The organism is Geodermatophilus ruber (genome assembly GCF_900114385.1).
Taxonomy (GTDB): domain Bacteria; phylum Actinomycetota; class Actinomycetes; order Mycobacteriales; family Geodermatophilaceae; genus Geodermatophilus; species Geodermatophilus ruber.
Window position 1 is genome coordinate 219,326 of sequence record NZ_FOSW01000003.1, and the last position, 18,084, is coordinate 237,409.

Here is an 18,084-nt window from a genome sequence, read left to right on the forward strand (position 1 = left end):
GGCCGACCCTAGCCGCCGGAGCCGACGTCCGGGTGATCGGCGGATGAATAGCGGGCCAGCGCGGCGCGGGCCTCGGCGGCGACCGCGGCGGCCAGCCCGGCCGGCTCCTCCACCGTGGCCGCGCCGCCGAGGGAGGCGACCAGCCGCCGCGCCCAGGCCACGTCGGCGGTGCGCACCGCCACGGCCAGGCCGCCCGGCGGGTCCTGGATCTCCCGGACGTCCTCGACCGGGTAGTACTCGGCCACCCAGCGGGCGCTGCGGGCCAGTCGCAGCCGCACCACCGGGGCGCCGGGCGCGGGCTGGTAGAGGCCGGAGTCGACGTCGCGCTCGTGCGCCTCGGGCGGCGGGGCGGCCGGCTCCCCGAGGACGACGACGTCGTCGACCCGGTCCAGCCGGAACAGCCGCACGCCCTCGGCCCGCCGGCACCACGCCTCGAGGTACCACTTGCCGTCGACCAGCAGCAGCCGCATCGGGTCGACGGTGCGCTCGGTGCGCTCGTCCCGGGTGGGGACGTAGTAGTGCAGGTGCAGCGCCCGCCGCCGCTCCAGCCCCTCCCGGACGACGGCCAGCGCCTGCTCCCGGGCGTCGACCGACAGCGCCACCGGGGTGACCCGCTCCCCGGCGTGCCCGGCGACGGCCGAGACCTTGGCCAGCGCCCGGTTGACCGCCTCCCGCTCCGCGAGGCCGGGCAGCTCCAGCAGCGTGCGCAGCGCCACGACCAGGGCGACGGCCTCGTCGGTGGTCAGCCGCAGCGGCCGCACCATGCCGGCGGTGAACGTGACCCGCACGCGGTCGCCCTCGAAGGACAGGTCGATGAGGTCGCCGGGGCCGTAGCCGGGCAGGCCGCACATCCACAGCAGCTCCAGATCGCGGCGCAGCTGCCGCTCCGGGACGCCGAAGTCGCGCGCCGCCTCGGCCAGCGACACCCCCTCGGGGCGGGCGGTCAGGTACGGGACGAGGGTGAGCAGCCGGGTCATCCGCTCGGTGGTCGTGGGTGCGGTCACCGGATCTCCTCGCCGGCGCCCGTCGGGCCGGTGCCCGCCGGTGCGCCGCTCCTGCATGACCTCGCGAGCGCGGTCACGTCATCCCCGCCAGCCGGGTGAGCCGCTCGACGACCGCCTCGCGGACCGCGGTGGGCGACTCGACCAGCACGTCGGCACCGTAGGCGGCCAGCTGGTCGGCCAGCCGCATCGGCTCGGTGGTGGACAGCTGCAACCGGTCGTCGCCGTCCTCGGCGGGGCCCAGCGGCACGGCGTGCCGGCGCAGCCCGATCGCGGCGCCCGGGCGCGCCCGGACGACGACGAGCTGCTCCTCGCCCCGGATCTGCCCGGCGACCATCGCGGCCAGGTCCACGTCGGGCGGCGGCTCGAACGCCCCGGCCGGCCCCACCGCCCGGGGGGTGCCGACCACCCGGGACAGCCGGAAGACCCGCGGCGCGCCACGGTCGAGGTCGAGCCCGCCGAGGTACCAGCGGCCGTGCCAGGCGACGACGCCCCAGGGCTGCACGTGCCGGCGGGCGGGGGCCTCCTCGTCGGGACGGCGGTAGTCGAACTCCAGCGCGCGGCGGTCGCGGGCCGCCGCGTAGGCCGGTTCGAAGGCCGGCTCGTCGGAGTCCAGCCGGGGCTGCAGCGGGATCGCCCGGCCGGTGTCGACGTCCACCCCGGCCGCCTTGAGCTTCACCAGGGCGCTGTGCGCGGCGCCGGCCAGCTGGGCGGACTCCCACAGCCGCAGCGCCAGGCCCACGGCGGCGGCCTCCTCGCCGGTGAGGGTGATCTCGGGCAGCTCGTAGTCGGCCCGGGCGATGCGGTAGCCGTCCTCGGTGTCGAAGACGCTGGTGCGCCCGGTCTCCAGCGGCACGCCCATCTCGCGCAGCTCGGCCTTGTCCCGCTCGAACATCCGCTTGAACGCCTCGTCGGCGCGGGCGGTGCCGTCGTCGGGCTCGTAGCCGGGCACGGTGGCCCGGATCCTGGCCGCGGTCACGTACTGCCGGGTGCCGAGCAGGGCGATGACCAGGTTCACCAGCCGTTCTGCCCGCTTCGCCGCCACGCGCCCAGGCTAGTCACGTGCCGGGGTCGGCGAGCGCGCTGGCTAGCCTGCCCGCGTGGGGGAGAACGAGACGCCGGTGCACCGGATCCGGTGGCGCCGAGGAACCGTGACGGCCCTGGGCCGGTCCTGGCGGGATGCCCAGGAGCTGACCGTGCTGGTGGAGGGCGACGGCGAGCTGCGGGCGCTGGCCCATCCCTCGCTGGTCGGCCTCCCGGAGGTGGGCGACGAGGTGCTGCTCAACACCACCGCCTGGGCGCAGCGGCTGGGCACCGGGGGCTACGCGCTGGTGGTCGCCGTCCCCGACCGGCTGCCCCCGGACCCGACCGGCCCCGGGCACCTGGTCAAGGCCCGGTACACGCCGCTGCAGGTGACCGTGCGGGGCGTGGACGAGCAGGACACCGAGCACCACGCGACGATCGCCGAGGCCGAGGACCTCGCCGGCATGCCGGTCGTCGTCGCCGACCTGCACTCGGCGCTGCCGGCGGTGCTGATCGGGGTGCTGGCCACCGACCCGGACCTGAAGGTGGCCTACGTGATGACCGACGGCGGCGCCCTGGTCGCCGGGTTCTCCCGCACGCTGTCGGCGCTGGCCCCGTCGCTGGCCGGCGTGGTCACCGTGGGGCAGGCGTTCGGCGGCGACGTCGAGGCGGTCACCCTGCACACCGGGCTGCTGGCGGCCCGGCACGTGCTCGGCGCCGACGTGGCGATCGTGACGCAGGGGCCGGGCAACCTCGGCACCGGGACGCCGTGGGGCTTCTCCGGGGTGGCCGCGGGCGAGGCCTGCAACGCGGTGAGCGTGCTCGGTGGGCAGCCGATCGGGGCGCTGCGGATCTCCGACGCCGATCCCCGGCCCCGCCACCGCGGCGTCTCCCACCACTCGCTCACCGCGTTCGGCCGGGTGGCGCTGGCCGGGGTGACCCTGGTGGCCCCGCGCGGGCTGGGCTCGGAGCTGGGCGGCCAGGTCGAGGCGGATCTGGCGGGGCAGCCCGAGCGCAACCCGGTGGTCTGGATGGACGTCGAGGGCCTGGAGAAGGCGCTGGGCCTCTCCCCCGTCCCGCTGTCGACGATGGGGCGCGGCTACCCCGAGGAGCGCGCCTACTTCCTGGCCGCCGCGGCCGCGGGCCGGTACGCGGCCCTGCAGGTGCCGCTGCCCGAGGCCGTCGGCGGGCCGGAGACCGAGACGACCTGACGGCCCCGCTGCCCCCCACCCCTCGCACGCTCGCGGCGGGGCCCTTTCTCACATGCTGGCGATGAGCTTGTCCACCCGCTCGTCGACGGCCTTGAACGGGTCCTTGCACAGCACGGTGCGCTGGGCCTGGTCGTTGAGCTTGAGGTGCACCCAGTCGACGGTGAAGTCGCGGCGCTTCTCCTGGGCCCGGCGGATGAACTCCCCGCGCAGCCGGGCGCGGGTGGTCTGCGGGGGCACGTTCTTGGCCTCGAAGACCCGCGGCTCGTGCGCCACCCGGTCCACCTGGTTGTTGCGCTCCAGCAGGTAGTACAGGCCCCGCCGGCGGCTGATGTCGTGGTAGGCGAGGTCCATCTGGGCGATGCGCGGGTGCGAGAGCGGCATGTCCCGCTTGGCGCGGTAACGCTCGATCAGGCTGAACTTGGTGGCCCAGTCGATCTCGCGGTCGATCAGCGACAGGTCACCGGAGTCGACCGCCTTGAGCGCCCGCCCCCACAGCTCGAGCATCTGCCGGTGCACCAGGCCGAAGCCCTCCCGGTCGACGAACTCCGCGGCCCGGGAGTGGTACTCGGACTGGATCTCCAGCGCCGACATCTCCCGGCCGCTGGCCAGCCGGACCTTGCGGCGTCCGGTCATGTCGTGGCTGATCTCGCGGATGGCGCGGATCGGGTTCTCCAGCGCCATGTCCCGGATCGGGACGCCGGCCTCGATCATCCGCAGCACCAGGTCGGTGATGGCGACCTTGAGCAGGGTCGTCGTCTCGTTCATGTTCGAGTCGCCGACGATGACGTGCAGCCGCCGGTAGCGCTCGGCGTCGGCGTGCGGCTCGTCGCGGGTGTTGATGATCGGCCGGGACCGGGTGGTGGCGCTGGAGACCCCCTCCCAGATGTGCTCCGCCCGCTGGCTGAGGCAGTAGATGGCGCCGCGCGGGGTCTGCAGCACCTTGCCGGCGCCGACGACGACCTGCCGGCTGACCAGGAACGGGATGAGCACGTCGGCCAGCCGGCTGAACTCCCCGTGCCGGCCGACGAGGTAGTTCTCGTGGCAGCCGTAGCTGTTGCCGGCGGAGTCGGTGTTGTTCTTGAACAGGTAGATGTCGCCGGTGACGCCCTCCTCGGCCAGCCGCTGCTCGGCGTCGACCAGCAGGCCCTCGAGGATCCGCTCCCCCGCCTTGTCGTGGACGACCAGCTCGGTCAGGTCGTCGCACTCGGCGGTGGCGTACTCGGGATGGCTGCCCACGTCGAGGTAGAGCCGGGAGCCGTTGCGCAGGAAGACGTTCGAGCTGCGCCCCCACGACACGACCCGGCGGAACAGGTACCGGGCGACCTCGTCCGGGGAAAGCCGGCGCTGGCCGCGGAAGGTGCACGTGACGCCGTACTCGGTCTCGATGCCGAAGATCCGTCGTTCCACGCACCGAGCCTAGGCGCGGCTGCCGACGGCAGCCCCTTCTCGGCGCCTCGTGCCGCGCCGCGATCCGCGCGGTCCCCGCCCGGCGTGGGCCCGGGCCGTCGCCGAGGTCGTCGGTGACCTCGGCGAACGGCCGCCGGTCAGGTGGTGGTCGGGGGGTGCTGCCCGCCCCCGGCCGTGCCGCCGGTGTCCGGGGCGCTGGGCTCGCCGAGGCCGGCGGGGGTACCCGGGGCCGGCGCGCTGGGCGCGTGCGCGGCGGTGTGGGTGGGCTCCTCCTCGGCGCCCACGGCCGCCTTCCCGCTGTCGAGCAGGCTGCGCAGCGCGGCGCCCACGACGCGCCGGAACGCGCGCTTGGGGCGGCGCCGGTCGAGGACGGCGACCTCCAGTTGCTCGGCGGTCAGCAGCGCCGGGGAGCCGCCGTTGGCGCCGCCGGTGGCCGGGCTGACCGCCGAGAGCGCCTGCACGCCGACCTTCAGCGCCTCGGCCAGCTCCATGCCGGGCAGGAAGTGCTCGCGCAGGTGGCCGGTGACCGCCTCGGCCTGCCCACCCATGACCACGAAGTCCGGCTCGTCGACGATCGACCCGTCGAAGGTGAGCCGGAAGAGCTGGTCGGCCTCGGGGGTCTCGCCCACCTCGGCCACGCACAGCTCGACCTCGTAGGGCTTCATCTGCTGGGTGAAGATCTCCCCGAGGGTCTGCGCGTACGCGTTCGCGATGACCCGGCCGGTGACGTCGCGGCGGTTGTAGGAGTACCCCCGGACGTCGGCGAGCCGCACGCCGGCCACCCGCAGGCTCTCGAACTCGCTGTACCGGCCGACGGCGGCGAAGCCGATGCGGTCGTAGAGCTCGCCCACCTTGTGCAGCGTGGAGCTGGGGTTCTCGGCGATGAAGAGCACGCCGTCGGCGTAGGTGACGACGGCGACGCTGCGGCCGCGGGAGATGCCCTTGCGGGCGTACTCCGAGCGGTCGCGCATGAGCTGCTCGGGCGAGGCGTAGTACGGCATGGTCATGGCTCAGCCCTGCCCGTCCGCGGCGGCCCGCTCGGCGATGATGGTGTCGGTGACGGCGGCGACCTCGTCGTCGGTGAGCCGCACCGAGCCCTCCGCGTCGACCCGGTAGACGATCGGGTACAGCTTGCGCACCGGGTCCGGGCCGCCGGTGGCGGAGTCGTCGTCGGCGGCGTCGTAGAGCGCTTCGAGCAGGCTGCGGGTGGCCGCGTCCCCGGACAGGCCGGACCGCCAGGTCTTCTTCAGCGAGCTGCGGGCGAACAGCGAACCGGAGCCGACGGCGGCGTAGCCGCGCTCCTCGTAGTTCCCGCCGGTGACGTCGTAGCTGAAGATCCGGCCGGGGCTGGCCCCCGGGGCCGCGTCGAGGTCGTAGCCGGCGAACAGCGGGACGACGGCCAGCCCCTGCAGCGCGGCGCCCAGGTTGCCGCGGATCATCTGCGCCAGCCGGTTCGCCTTGCCGTCGAGGGAGAGCGTGAGGCCCTCGATCTTCTCGTAGTGCTCGAGCTCGACCTGGTAGAGCCTGACCATCTCGATGGCGATGCCCGCGGCGCCGGCGATGCCGATCACCGACCAGGCGTCGGCCGGGTAGACCTTCTCGATGTCCCGGCTGGAGATCAGGTTGCCCATCGTGGCCCGGCGGTCGCCGCCCATGAGGACGCCGCGGTCGTAGGCGACCGAGACGATCGTGGTGCCGTGCGGCGTGAGGTCACCGACCGGCAGCTGCGGGTGCGGGCGGCGGCCCGGCAGCAGGTCGGGTGCGGCGGCCGCCAGGAAGTCGGTGAACGAGGAGCCCACACGGTCCAGATAGGCGGGCGGGAACCCGCTCCGGCCTGCTGACGACTCGTTCACCCATCCGCCTCTCCCGCCGTCTCGTGCCGGCGTGACCCGCTGTTCCGCCCGGTCCCCCGCGTGCGGCGGGAGCTGCCAGGACGTCGCTGCGACCCTACCGGCGGGCTCCCCGGCCGGCTGAGCGCCTCGGGCGCGCCAACGGCCCGGTGCAGCTTCTCGAGCTCCTGACCTCCCGGTGAGGCTCCACCTAGCGAGCTGCCACGTGCAGCAGGAACGGGCCGTCCCGGAACTGGCCGCCCACCGTTGCCGTTGACGCACAGCCATGCGCCAACGGCGCCCGTCGTGCGGTCATGTTCGGCGTGCACCGCAGGCGCCGACCGGCCGATCGCGCACAACCCTCCCTGCGCCTCCAGCAGATCCGCTGCGTGCGCCGAGATCCCGTGACGGTTGCTCACGTGATACCTCCCGGAGCCGGCGACCTTGTCGCGGGAGATCCTTCCCGCTCGTTCTGGCGGGGCGTGCAGTGCGCGTGGTCGCCACTGCTGGTGCGCACGGTCCGCACGAATTCTGCGAGCGGCGCGACTTGCTCGCCGCCGGCCCACAACTGGTGGCCGGGTGGCACCTCACGGTCGACCGGCGATGGACACGGGGCTTCGTCCGAAGAGCGTCGCGACTCCTCGCCGACCGCTCGGCCGGGTGCTTCCGACAGCAGAACGCCGGGCCGTCTCGTGAACGCGCCTTCCCGGGGAACTCAGGAACGGGCCGGTGTTCGCGGCAGTCCCTGGAGAACGTCGACTGCACTCACGTTGTGTAGAAGTTGCTCACTCCCCGCCCTTTTGTACATAACTGCGCACGAATTCCTCGGCGTTCTCCTCGAGGACGTCATCAATCTCGTCGAGAAGGGAGTCGACGTCCTCGGTCATCTCCTTGTGGCGCTCGGCCGCCTCGGTGTCGACCGAGGCCTCGACCTCGTCGGTCTCCTCGCGCGTCCGGGTCGCCCGCTGCTGCCCGCCGGTGTCCCTCGTGGCCATCGATCCCTCCAGGTCGTTGCTGCACGGTGGTGCTGAGCAGAAAGCTACCCGCAGATGCCGACGATCGGCGCTCGCCCGACGGGGCCGTGGAAACGGTGGAGCGGGGGCTCAGCCGCCGGTGATGGTGTCGACCAGCTCCTGGGCCGACGAGGTCGCCTCGAACAACTCGCCGACGTGGTCGCGGGTGCCACGCAGGGGCTCCATGGTCGGGATGCGCACCAGGTTCTCCCGGCCGAGGTCGAAGACCACCGAGTCCCAGGAGGCGGCCGCGACCTGGGCCGGGTAGCGGCGCAGGCACTCCCCGCGGAAGAAGGCCCGCGTGTCGGTCGGCGGGTGCACCATCGCCCGGGACACCTCCTCGTCGGTGAGCAGCCGCCGCATCGCGCCGCGGGCGACCAGCCGGTGGTAGAGGCCCTTCTCCGGTCGGACGTCGGAGTACTGCAGGTCGACCAGGTGCAGCCGCGAGTCACCCCAGCCCAGCCCGTCGCGGGCCCGGAATCCTTCGAGCAGCCGCAGCTTGGCCGGCCAGTCCAGCCGGTCGGCGAGCCGGATCGGGTCGGTGCCGAGGTCCTCGAGCACCTCCGCCCACCGGCGCAGCACGTCGGCGGTCTGCTCGTCACCGGTGCCGGACCGGTCCACGTACCGCTGGGCCATCTCCAGGTAGGCCCACTGGACCTCCAGCGCGGTCATCTGCCGCCCGTCGCGCAGCCGCACCTTGTGGGTGAGCGACGGATCGTGGCTGATCGCCTGCAGCGCCTCGACCGGCTCCTCCAGCGACATGTCCTGGTGCAGCGCCCGCGCCTCGATCATGGCGAGCACGAGCGACGTCGTCCCCACCTTGAGGTAGGTCGACAGCTCCGCCAGGTTGGCATCGCCGATGATCACGTGCAGCCGCCGGTACTTGTCCGCGTCGGCGTGCGGCTCGTCGCGGGTGTTGATGATCGGCCGCTTGAGCGTCGTCTCCAGGCCGACCTCGACCTCGAAGAAGTCGGCCCGCTGGGAGAGCTGGAAACCCTGGGAGCGCCCCTCCGCCCCGATCCCGACCCGCCCGGAGCCGGCGACGACCTGCCGGGTCACGAAAAACGGGATCAGCCCGCGGATGATGTCGAGGAACGGGGTCCGCCGGTCCATCAGGTAGTTCTCGTGCGACCCGTAGGAGGCGCCCTTGCCGTCGGTGTTGTTCTTGTAGAGCTGGATCGGCGCGGCACCCGGGATCCGCGCGGCCCGCCGCGAGGCCTCGGCCATCACCTGCTCCCCCGCCTTGTCCCACAGAACGACGTCGCGCGGGGTGGTGACCTCCGGGGTGGAGTACTCCGGGTGGGCGTGGTCGACGTAGAGCCGGGCGCCGTTGGTGAGGATGACGTTGGCCATCCCCGCGTCCTCGTCGAGGTCGGTGTGGTCGAGCGCCTGCGCGGGTGAGAGGTCGAACCCGCGGGCGTCGCGCAGCGGCGACTCCTCCTCGAAGTCCCACCGGGGCCGCCGCGGGGTCGGGGCCTCGGCCACCGCCCAGGCGTTCACGACCTGGCTGGACAGGGTGGTCGGATTCGCGGTGGGCTGTCCGGGCACCGAGATGCCGTACTCCACCTCGGTGCCCATGACCCGCCGCACGCTCATGCCCCAACCCTAGGCTGCGGGCCCGCCGAGGTGGTCGGCCCCGGACGCTGGAGGCTCTCCACGCGCACGCCTCGACGGCGCCGGCGGCGACCGGCGCGCGGACTCGAAGACGCCGGCGGCCCGGCCCCCGCAGGGGGCCGGGCCGCCGGCCGGCCTCGTCCAGGGGACCGCCCTGAGCTTGCGAAGGGCGGGGAGGACGAGGTCCTTCTGCTACAGGTACTGGCCGGTGTTGGTGGCGGTGTCGATGGCGCGGCCGGAGTCGCTGCCCTTGCCGCTGATGAGCGTGCGGATGTAGACGATCCGCTCGCCCTTCTTGCCCGAGATCCGCGCCCAGTCGTCGGGGTTGGTCGTGTTGGGCAGGTCCTCGTTCTCCTTGAACTCGTCGAGGCAGGCCTGCATCAGGTGGCCGACCCGCAGGCCGCCGGCGCCGATGTCGAGGCGCTCCTTGATCGCCATCTTCTTGGCGCGGTCGACGATGTTCTGCAGCATCGCGCCGGAGTTGAAGTCCTTGAAGTACAGGACCTCCTTGTCGCCGTTGGCGTAGGTCACCTCGAGGAAGCGGTTCTCCTCGCTCTCGGTGTACATGCGCTCGACGGTGCGCTGGATCATCGCGGCGATCGTCGCCTCGCGGCTGCCGCCGTGCTCGGCCAGGTCGTCGGCGTGCAGCGGCAGGCCGGTGGTCAGGTACTTGCTGAAGATGTCCCGCGCCGCCTCGGCGTCCGGCCGCTCGATCTTGATCTTCACGTCCAGCCGGCCGGGACGCAGGATCGCCGGGTCGATCATGTCCTCGCGGTTGGAGGCGCCGATGACGATGACGTTCTCCAGGCCCTCGACGCCGTCGATCTCGCTGAGCAGCTGCGGCACGATCGTGCTCTCGACGTCGGAGGAGACCCCCGACCCGCGGGTGCGGAAGATCGAGTCCATCTCGTCGAAGAACACGATGACCGGCGTCCCCTCGCTGGCCTTCTCCCGGGCCCGCTGGAACACCAGCCGGATGTGCCGCTCGGTCTCCCCGACGTACTTGTTGAGGAGCTCGGGACCCTTGATGTTCAGGAAGTAGGACTTGGCCGCCCGGGTGCCCTCGCCCTGCACCTCGGCGACCTTCCTGGCCAGCGAGTTGGCCACCGCCTTGGCGATCAGCGTCTTGCCGCACCCGGGCGGGCCGTAGAGCAGGATGCCCTTGGGCGGGCGCAGGTGGTACTCGCGGAACAGGTCGGCGTGCAGGAAGGGCAGCTCGACCGCGTCGCGGATCTGCTCGATCTGCCGGGACAGGCCGCCGATGTCGCTGTAGTCGATGTCGGGGACCTCTTCGAGGATGAGCTCCTCGACCTCGCTCTTGGGGATCCGCTCGTAGACGTAGCCGGAGCGGGGCTCCAGCAGCAGCGAGTCGCCGCTGCGCAGCGGCTGGTCCATCAGCGAGTCGGCGAGGTGGACCACCCGCTCCTCGTCGGTGTGGCCGATGACCAGGGCCCGCGGGGTGACCCCGTCGATCGGCTCGAGCAGCTCCTTGAGCATGACGACGTCACCGGCCCGCTCGAAGCCGCAGGCCTCGACGACGTTCATCGCCTCGTTGAGCATGACCTCCTGGCCGTGCCGGAGCTCCTCGCTGTCGAGGTTGGGCGAGACCGAGACGCGCAGCTTCCGCCCGCCGGTGAAGACGTCGACCGTGCCGTCCTGGTGGCGGGTCAGGAAGACCCCGTAGCCGGACGGCGGCTGACCGAGCCGGTCGACCTCCTCCTTGAGCGCGACCAGCTGCTCGCGGGCGTCCCGCAGCGTGGCGGCCAGCTTGTCGTTGCGTTCGGAGAGGAACGCCGCGCGACCCTCGGCCTCGGCGATCCGCTCCTCCAGCGCTCGCACCTGACGGGGGCTCTCGGCCACCTTGCGGCGCAGCAGCCCGATCTCCTCCTCGAGGTAGGAGATCTGGCTGAGCAGCGCCGCCACGTCACGCTCGCGCCGCGCTCGGAACTCGTCGGGACCCAGGCCCATCGCGCACCTCCGCACACATCGGGAGAGCCAGGAGGCAAATCTATACACGCCTGCCGACAGCGCGCCGGGGGCTCGCGGCGACCCCGGTCAAGTCCGGGGCGTGCCGTCGATCCCTGCTGCCTCTGCTGCCCCTCCGGTCACCTCTTCTGCGCCCGCCGCTGCCGCACCGGCGCGACGACCCCCTCGGCCAGCCGCCGCGCGGTGACGAGGAAGGCGGTGTGAGCGACCATGCGGTGCTCCGGGCGCACCGCCAGTCCCACCGCGTGCCACGGCCGCATCAGCGTCTCCCAGGAGTACGGCTCGGTCCACACCTCCTGCGCCCGCAGTGCCTCCACGAGCGTCGACAGCTGCGTGGCGGTGGCCACGTAGCCGACGAGCACCCCGCCGGGACGCAGGGCGCGAGCCACCGTGGGCAGCACGGCCCACGGCTCGAGCATGTCCAGGACGACGCGGTCCACGACCTCCTCGGCGGGGTGGCCGGCCAGATCGCCCAGCCGCAGGGACCAGTTGCCCGGGACCTCCCCGAAGAACGCTCCCACGTTGGCCCGGGCGACGTCGGCGAAGTCCTCTCTCCGCTCGTAGCTGGTCACCGCGCCCCCGCCGCCCACGGCGCGCAGCAGCGAGCAGGTCAGCGCCCCGGACCCGGCGCCGGCCTCCAGCACGCGCATACCCGGCCCGATGTCACCGAAGCCGACGATCTGGGCGGCGTCCTTCGGGTAGATGACCTGCGCGCCGCGCGGCATGGAGAGCACGAAGTCGGCCAGCAGCGGGCGGAACGCCAGGTAGCCGGTGTTCGCGGTGGAGTGGACGACCGAGCCCTCCGGGGCGCCGATGAGGTCGTCGTGGGCGATCGCCCCGCGGTGGGTGTGGAACAGCTTCCCCGGCTCGAGGACGACGGTGTGCTGCCGTCCTTTGGGATCGGTCAGCTGCACCCGGTCGCCGGGCTGGAAGGCCCCGGGCAGCGGCGCGTCCCGGCCGGGTCCGGCGTCCACCGCGGCGGGGGTCCCCGCGGGCTCGCGCTCCGGGGTCCCGGTCTCCGGGGTCCCGGTCTCCGGGGTCTGGTGCTCCGGGCTCTGGTGCTCCGGGCTCTGGTGCTCGACGTCCACGGGCGGCCAGCCTACGGAGCGTCGGGCACGTCCCGGCGCGCGCACTCGGAACTGTCGGTGGTCCGGCCTAGCCTCGGATGCATGACGGCGATGGCGCAGGACTCGGCGCGGTCCAGCACAGCGCAGGACTCGGCGCGGTCCAGCACAGCGCAGGACTCGGCGCGGTCCAGCACAGCGCAGGACTCGGCGGTGGCCCCCCGGCGCCCCTCGCTCTCCCCGAGCCGGGCGGCGGACTTCAAGACCTGCCCGCTGCTCTACCGGTTCCGCACTATCGACCGGCTCCCCGAGCGCAAGAGCCTGGCCGCGCTGCGGGGCACGCTGGTGCACGCGGTGCTCGAGCGGCTCTACGACCTGCCGGCGCGGGAGCGGACGCTGGCCACCGCCCGGGGGCTGGTCGAGCCGGCGTGGGAGGAGCTCCGTGCGGACCCGGAGATCGCGGAGCTCTTCGCCGAGGGCGGTGCCACGGACGGCGAACCGGCGGAGCAGTCCCTGGACGGGTGGCTGGCCTCGGCCGGCCGGCTGGTCGAGACCTACTTCTCGCTGGAGGACCCGACCCGCATCGAGCCGCACGGCCGGGAGGAGCTGGTCGAGGTCACCCTGCCAGACGGGCTGCTGCTGCGGGGCTACGTCGACCGGCTGGACGTCGCACCCAACGGCGCGCTGCGGGTCGTGGACTACAAGACCGGGGCGATGCCACGCGAGGCGTTCGAGGGCAAGGCCCTGTTCCAGATGAAGTTCTACGCGCTGGTGCTGTGGCGCACCCGCGGCGTGGTGGCCAGCCAGCTCAAACTGCTCTACCTGAAGGACGGCGACGCGCTGACCTATGCCCCCGACGAGGGCGAGCTGGTGCGTTTCGAGCGGACCCTGCACGCGATCTGGGCGGCGATCGAGCGGGCGGTGGCCACCGGCGACTTCCGGCCCAACCGCACCCGGCTGTGCGACTGGTGCGACCACCAGGCCGTCTGCCCGTCGTTCGGCGGCACTCCCCCGCCGTTCCCGGCCGAGGCGGTCGCCGCGGCCGGCTGGCGCACGCCGCTGCCGCTCGTCGAGCACGACTGACACCGTCCGCCCCGGTCGGGGCAGCGCGGACGCGACCGGTCAGCGGCGGGAGCTGCTCGGCGTCGGCCGGACACTGCACCTCCACGCCACCGACACACCGGCCGAGCTGCAGGCGGAGTGGGTCGTGGACCTCGACCGGGTCCCGTTCGGCTGAGACCGGTCAGGCCGTGAGGGACCGGGCCCCGACCAGCTCGGCCAGGTAGGCCAGGTCGACCGCGGCCAGCGAGTCGCGCAGGGTGAGCCCGGGCGCCGGCGGCAGCGGCTGCAGCGACGGCACGCCGAGCACCGCCGCGCCCGCCGCGAGCGCCGAGGTGACGCCGACCAGGGAGTCCTCGAGCGCGACGCACGCGGCGGGGTCGACGTCGAGTGCCCGCGTCGCCAGCCGGTAGGGGGCCGGGTCGGGCTTGCGGGCCGGCACCTCGTCCCCGCAGACGGTCAGGTCGAACGGATCACCACCGAGGTCGGCCGCGATGCGACGCAGCACGATCGCGGCGAGCCGGCGCGGCGTGGTGGTCACCAGCGCGGTGGGCACTCCGGCGTCGCGCACCTCGGCCAGCAGCTGCTGCGCCCCCGGTCGCCAGGTGATGCCGCGCGCCATCAGCGCGCCGACGGCGTCCTCCACCCACTGCGCGTCGGCGCGCAGGAGCGCCTCGGTGCGGACGACGCCCAGGTCGGCGTACAGGATGCGCAACGACGTCGCCATGCTCGTGCCGACCGTCCGCTCGCGGGCGGCGTCGGACATCCGCCCGCCCAGCCGCCCGGCCAGCTCGAACAGCGCCTCGCTCCAGAGCTGTTCGGTCTCGACGAGGGTGCCGTCCATGTCGAACAGCACCGCGTCCGGCGGGCCCTGCGTCCCTGTGCGGCGGTCGTTCCGTGGACGAGGTCGCGGTGGAGATTCGGGGCGCATCGGTTATCGACGGTACACATCGCGTAGCCTCCGGCACCGCTTCCTCAGCGGGCGCCGGGCGCGGACCGTCACTCGTTCTCGGTGCGGTAGCCGAGGTTCGGGGAGAGCCATCTCTCCGCCTCGGCGACCGTCCACCCCTTGCGCCGCGCGTAGTCCTCGACCTGGTCGCGGCCGATGCGCCCGAGCACGAAGTACCGCGCCTGCGGGTGCGCGAAGTACAGGCCGCTCACCGCGGCACCCGGCCACATGGCCATGCTCTCGGTCAGCCGGATGCCGGCGTTGGCCTCGACGTCGAGCAGCTCCCAGATGGTCCGCTTCTCGGTGTGCTCGGGGCACGCCGGGTAGCCCGGCGCCGGCCGGATCCCGCGGTACTTCTCGGCGATCAGCGCGTCGTTGTCCAGGCGCTCGTCGGCGGCGTAGCCCCAGAACTCCCGGCGCACCCGCTCGTGCAGCCGCTCGGCGAACGCCTCGGCTAGCCGGTCGGCCAGCGCCTCCAGCATGATCGCGCTGTAGTCGTCGTTGGCCTGCTTGAACTCCGCCACCCGCTCGGCGCAGCCCAGTCCCGCGGTGACCGCGAACGCGCCCACGTGGTCGCGCAGCCCGGTCTCCCGCGGCGCGACGAAGTCGGCCAGCGACTTGCGGGGCGAGCCGTCCCGGCCCGCGGTCTGCTGCCGCAGCTGGTGCAGGGTCGTCCGGACGGCGGTGCGCGACTCGTCGGTGTAGACCTCGATGTCCTCGCCGTCGACCCGGTTGGCGGGAAACAGCCCGAACACCCCGTTGGCCCGCAGCCACTTCTCCTCGACGATCCGGTCGAGCATCGCCTGCGCGTCCTCGTGCAGCCGCCGCGCGGCCTCGCCGGTGGCCGGGTTGTTGAGGATGTCGGGGAACCGGCCGCGCATCTCCCAGGCGTTGAAGAACGGCTGCCAGTCGATGTACTCCCGCAGCTCCTCGAGCGGGTAGTCGGTCAGCGCCGTGACGAACCGGGTGCCCTCGCCGTGGCCGTGGTCGCAGTGCAGCATGCGCGGCCGCGGCGGGGCGTAGTCGGTCCAGTCGATCTCCGGCGCCGCCGCGCGGGCGGCCGCCAGCGGCAGCAGCGCCCGGGTGTCCTGGCGGGCGGCGTGCCGCTCCCGCAGCGCCGCGTAGTCGGCCTCGGTCTCGGCGAGCAGCTTCGGCCGCTGCTCGTCGGACAGCAGCGCGGCGACGATCGGCACCGACCGCGACGCGTCCTTCACCCAGATCACCGGGCCGTGGTAGGCCTGATCCACCTTCACCGCCGTGTGCGCGCGCGAGGTGGTCGCGCCGCCGATCAGCAGCGGGATGTCGAAACCCTGCCGCTCCATCTCCGAGGCCAGGGTGACCATCTCGTCCAGCGACGGCGTGATGAGGCCGGACAGCCCGATGATGTCGGCTCCGATCTCCTTGGCGGTGTCGAGGATCTTCTGCGCCGGCACCATGACGCCGAGGTCGACGACGTCGTAGTTGTTGCACTGCAGGACGACGCCGACGATGTTCTTGCCGATGTCGTGCACGTCGCCCTTGACGGTGGCCATGACGACCTTGCCGTTGCTGCGCTCGGCGTCGCCGGGCTGCTTCTCGGCCTCGATGAACGGGATCAGGTAGGCGACGGCCTTCTTCATCACCCGCGCGGACTTCACCACCTGCGGCAGGAACATCTTCCCGGCGCCGAACAGGTCGCCGACGACGTTCATGCCGGCCATCAGCGGGCCCTCGATCACCTCGATCGGCCGGCCGCCGCGCGCGCTGATCTGCCCCCGCAGCTCCTCGGTGTCGGCCTCGACGAACTCGTCGATGCCCTTCACCAGCGCGTGGGTGATCCGTTCCCCGACCGGCAGCGACCGCCACTGCTCGGAGGCGACCTCCGCGGCCGCGCCCGTCCCGGCGAAGTCGCCGGCGATCTCCAGCAGCCGCTCGGTGGCATCGGGACGGCGGTTGAGGACGACGTCCTCGATGCGCTCCCGCAGCTCCGGGTGCACCTCGTCGTAGACCTCGAGCGCCCCGGCGTTGACGATGCCCATGTCCATGCCCGCGGCGATGGCATGGAACAGGAACACCGCGTGGATGGCCTCGCGCACGGGGTTGTTCCCGCGGAAGGAGAAGGAGACGTTCGAGACGCCGCCGGACACCAGCGCGCCCGGCAGGTTCTGCTTGATCCACCGGGTGGCCTCGATGAAGTCGACGCCGTAGTTGGCGTGCTCCTCGATGCCGGTGGCGACGGCGAAGACGTTCGGGTCGAAGATGATGTCCTCGGCCGGGAACCCGACCCGCGTGGTGAGGATGTCGTACGCCCGCCGGCAGATCTGCGTGCGCCGCTCGAGCGTGTCGGCCTGGCCGTTCTCGTCGAAGGCCATGACGACGACGGCGGCCCCGTACCGCCGGCACAGGCGGGCCTCGCGGACGAACTTCTCCTCGCCCTCCTTGAGGGAGATCGAGTTGACGATCGCCTTGCCCTGCACGTTCTTCAGGCCGGCCTCGATGACCTCCCACTTCGAGGAGTCGATCATCGTCGGCACCCGGGAGATGTCCGGCTCGGCGGCGATCAGCTTCGTGAAGCGGTCCATCGCCTCGACCCCGTCGATCATCCCCTCGTCCATGTTGACGTCGATGACCTGCGCGCCGGCCTCGACCTGCTGGCGGGCGACGGCCAGCGCGCCCGGGTAGTCGCCGGCCTTGATCAGGTTCCGGAAGCGGGCCGACCCGGTGATGTTGGTCCGCTCGCCGACGTTCACGAACAGGCTGGCCCCGGTCACCGTGAGCGGCTCGAGGCCGGACAGCCGCAGCGCCGGCGCCGCCTGCGCCGGCGTCCGGGGCGCTGCGCCCTCGACCGCGCGGGCGATCGCCGCGATGTGCGCCGGCGTGGTGCCGCAGCAGCCGCCGACGAGGTTGACGAAGCCGCTGCCGGCGAACTCCGCCAGGACCGCGGAGGTCTCCTCCGGCGACTCGTCGTACTCCCCGAAGGCGTTGGGCAGCCCGGCGTTCGGGTAGCAGGAGACGAAGGTGTCGGCGACCCGCGACAGCTCGGCGAGGTAGGGCCGCATCTCCGCAGCGCCCAGCGCGCAGTTGAGACCGACGAGCAGCGGCTGCACGTGTCGCACGGAGTGCCAGAACGCCTCGGTGACCTGGCCGGAGAGGGTGCGCCCGGAGGCGTCGGTGATGGTGCCGGAGATCATCACCGGCCACCGATGCCCGCGCTCCTCGAAGAGGGTCTCCAGCGCGAAGATCGCCGCCTTGGCGTTGAGGGTGTCGAAGATGGTCTCGACGAGCAGCACGTCGCAGCCACCGTCGACCAGCCCGTTCGCCTGCTCCAGGTAGGCCTCGACCAACTGGTCGTAGGTGACGTTGCGGGCGCCGGGGTCGTTGACGTCGGGCGAGATGGACGCCGTCCGGCTGGTCGGGCCCAGCGCACCGACGACGAAACGGGGCTTGTCCGGCGTCCGCCCGGTCATCGCGTCGCACTCGCGGCTGGCGAGCCGGGCGGCGGCGAGGTTGATCTCGTAGGCGAGGTCGGCCATGCCGTAGTCGCTCAGCGAGATCGCGTTGGCGTTGAAGGTGTTCGTCTCGATCAGGTCCGCGCCGGCGTCGAGGTACTCGCGGTGGACGCCGGCGACCAGGCCGGGGGCGGTGAGGCTGAGCAGGTCGTTGTTGCCCTGCACGTCCGTGGGCCAGTCGGCGAACCGCTCGCCGCGGTAGCCGGCCTCGTCCGGCCGGTCGCGCTGGATCGCCGTGCCCATCGCGCCGTCGAGCACCAGGATGCGCTGCTCCAGCAGGCCCCGGAGCGTCGCCGTCGCGTCCGGGCGCAGTGGCGGCACCCCCTCGCGGGCGGCCGGAGCCCGGTCGGATCGGGCGGTCCGGACGGTGCGGGGCGACACCGAGCAAGGGTAGCCGTCGAACGGGGCGCCGGATCGCTCGCCGATGGCCAACCACACGC

Annotated in this window: 13 protein-coding genes; 2 read left to right on the forward strand and 11 right to left on the reverse strand. The window is 73.0% G+C overall.

Features of this window, described 5'->3' with window-relative positions:
- Nucleotides 1-8: 8 nt before the first annotated feature.
- A complete protein-coding gene (locus BMZ50_RS06165; protein WP_177212668.1) occupies nucleotides 9-1,004 on the reverse strand; it encodes a helix-turn-helix transcriptional regulator in 996 nt (331 codons plus the stop codon).
- A 73-nt stretch (nucleotides 1,005-1,077) separates the two neighbouring features.
- A complete protein-coding gene (locus BMZ50_RS06170; protein ID WP_091322370.1) occupies nucleotides 1,078-2,046 on the reverse strand; it encodes a helix-turn-helix transcriptional regulator in 969 nt (322 codons plus the stop codon).
- A 55-nt stretch (nucleotides 2,047-2,101) separates the two neighbouring features.
- Here BMZ50_RS06170 and BMZ50_RS06175 point away from each other — a divergent pair, with 55 nt between their 5' ends.
- Nucleotides 2,102-3,235 carry a DUF3866 family protein gene (locus tag BMZ50_RS06175; protein WP_177212669.1) on the forward strand — a complete coding sequence of 378 codons (1,134 nt, stop codon included), beginning with the start codon at nucleotides 2,102-2,104 and terminating at the stop codon, nucleotides 3,233-3,235.
- Nucleotides 3,236-3,283: 48 nt separating this feature from the next.
- Here the strand turns inward: BMZ50_RS06175 and pafA are convergent, their stop codons facing one another.
- The 7 genes from pafA to BMZ50_RS06210 all read right to left on the reverse strand — a co-directional run bounded on the left by pafA (nucleotide 3,284) and on the right by BMZ50_RS06210 (nucleotide 12,172).
- Complete coding sequence (pafA, locus tag BMZ50_RS06180; RefSeq protein ID WP_091322372.1) at nucleotides 3,284-4,642, reverse strand: Pup--protein ligase; 1,359 nt, start codon at nucleotides 4,640-4,642, stop codon at nucleotides 3,284-3,286.
- A gap of 137 nt (nucleotides 4,643-4,779) precedes the next feature.
- Nucleotides 4,780-5,649 carry a proteasome subunit alpha gene (gene prcA, locus BMZ50_RS06185; protein WP_091322379.1) on the reverse strand — a complete coding sequence of 290 codons (870 nt, stop codon included), beginning with the start codon at nucleotides 5,647-5,649 and terminating at the stop codon, nucleotides 4,780-4,782.
- Between the two features lie 3 nt (nucleotides 5,650-5,652).
- Entirely contained in the window at nucleotides 5,653-6,495 is an 843-nt protein-coding gene (prcB, locus tag BMZ50_RS06190; RefSeq protein WP_091322380.1) for a proteasome subunit beta, read from the reverse strand.
- Nucleotides 6,496-7,256: 761 nt separating this feature from the next.
- Nucleotides 7,257-7,466: a ubiquitin-like protein Pup gene (locus BMZ50_RS06195; RefSeq protein ID WP_091322381.1), complete on the reverse strand. Its 210-nt coding sequence runs from the start codon at nucleotides 7,464-7,466 to the stop codon at nucleotides 7,257-7,259.
- Between the two features lie 108 nt (nucleotides 7,467-7,574).
- A complete protein-coding gene (dop, locus tag BMZ50_RS06200) occupies nucleotides 7,575-9,080 on the reverse strand; it encodes a depupylase/deamidase Dop (protein ID WP_091322384.1) in 1,506 nt (501 codons plus the stop codon).
- 210 nt (nucleotides 9,081-9,290) lie between these two features.
- Nucleotides 9,291-11,066 (reverse strand): proteasome ATPase, encoded by a 1,776-nt coding sequence (gene arc, locus BMZ50_RS06205; protein WP_091322385.1) that lies wholly within the window; start codon nucleotides 11,064-11,066, stop codon nucleotides 9,291-9,293.
- 137 nt (nucleotides 11,067-11,203) lie between these two features.
- Nucleotides 11,204-12,172 (reverse strand): tRNA (adenine-N1)-methyltransferase, encoded by a 969-nt coding sequence (locus BMZ50_RS06210; protein ID WP_281245404.1) that lies wholly within the window; start codon nucleotides 12,170-12,172, stop codon nucleotides 11,204-11,206.
- Between the two features lie 189 nt (nucleotides 12,173-12,361).
- Between BMZ50_RS06210 and BMZ50_RS06215 the strand changes: the two genes are divergently transcribed.
- A complete protein-coding gene (locus tag BMZ50_RS06215) occupies nucleotides 12,362-13,231 on the forward strand; it encodes a RecB family exonuclease (protein ID WP_245753419.1) in 870 nt (289 codons plus the stop codon).
- Between the two features lie 160 nt (nucleotides 13,232-13,391).
- On the opposite strand, the gene BMZ50_RS06220 is transcribed toward BMZ50_RS06215, so the two are convergent.
- Together BMZ50_RS06220 and metH are read right to left on the reverse strand one after the other, a co-directional pair.
- On the reverse strand, nucleotides 13,392-14,138 hold the full coding sequence (locus BMZ50_RS06220; RefSeq protein ID WP_091322388.1) for an HAD family hydrolase: 747 nt from the start codon (nucleotides 14,136-14,138) through the stop codon (nucleotides 13,392-13,394).
- Between the two features lie 68 nt (nucleotides 14,139-14,206).
- On the reverse strand, nucleotides 14,207-18,025 hold the full coding sequence (gene metH / locus BMZ50_RS06225) for a methionine synthase (RefSeq protein ID WP_245753422.1): 3,819 nt from the start codon (nucleotides 18,023-18,025) through the stop codon (nucleotides 14,207-14,209).
- Between the last annotated feature and the right edge of the window lie 59 nt (nucleotides 18,026-18,084).

Bases quoted from the DNA above. Each gene is read 5' to 3' on its own strand.
- prcA (WP_091322379.1), bottom strand. From the start codon at position 5,649: ATGACCATGCCGTACTACGCCTCGCCCGAGCAGCTCATGCGCGACCGC.
- BMZ50_RS06195 (WP_091322381.1), bottom strand. From the start codon at position 7,466: ATGGCCACGAGGGACACCGGCGGGCAGCAGCGGGCGACCCGGACGCGC.
- BMZ50_RS06220 (WP_091322388.1), bottom strand. From the start codon at position 14,138: ATGCGCCCCGAATCTCCACCGCGACCTCGTCCACGGAACGACCGCCGC.
- arc (WP_091322385.1), bottom strand. From the start codon at position 11,066: ATGGGCCTGGGTCCCGACGAGTTCCGAGCGCGGCGCGAGCGTGACGTG.
- dop (WP_091322384.1), bottom strand. From the start codon at position 9,080: ATGAGCGTGCGGCGGGTCATGGGCACCGAGGTGGAGTACGGCATCTCG.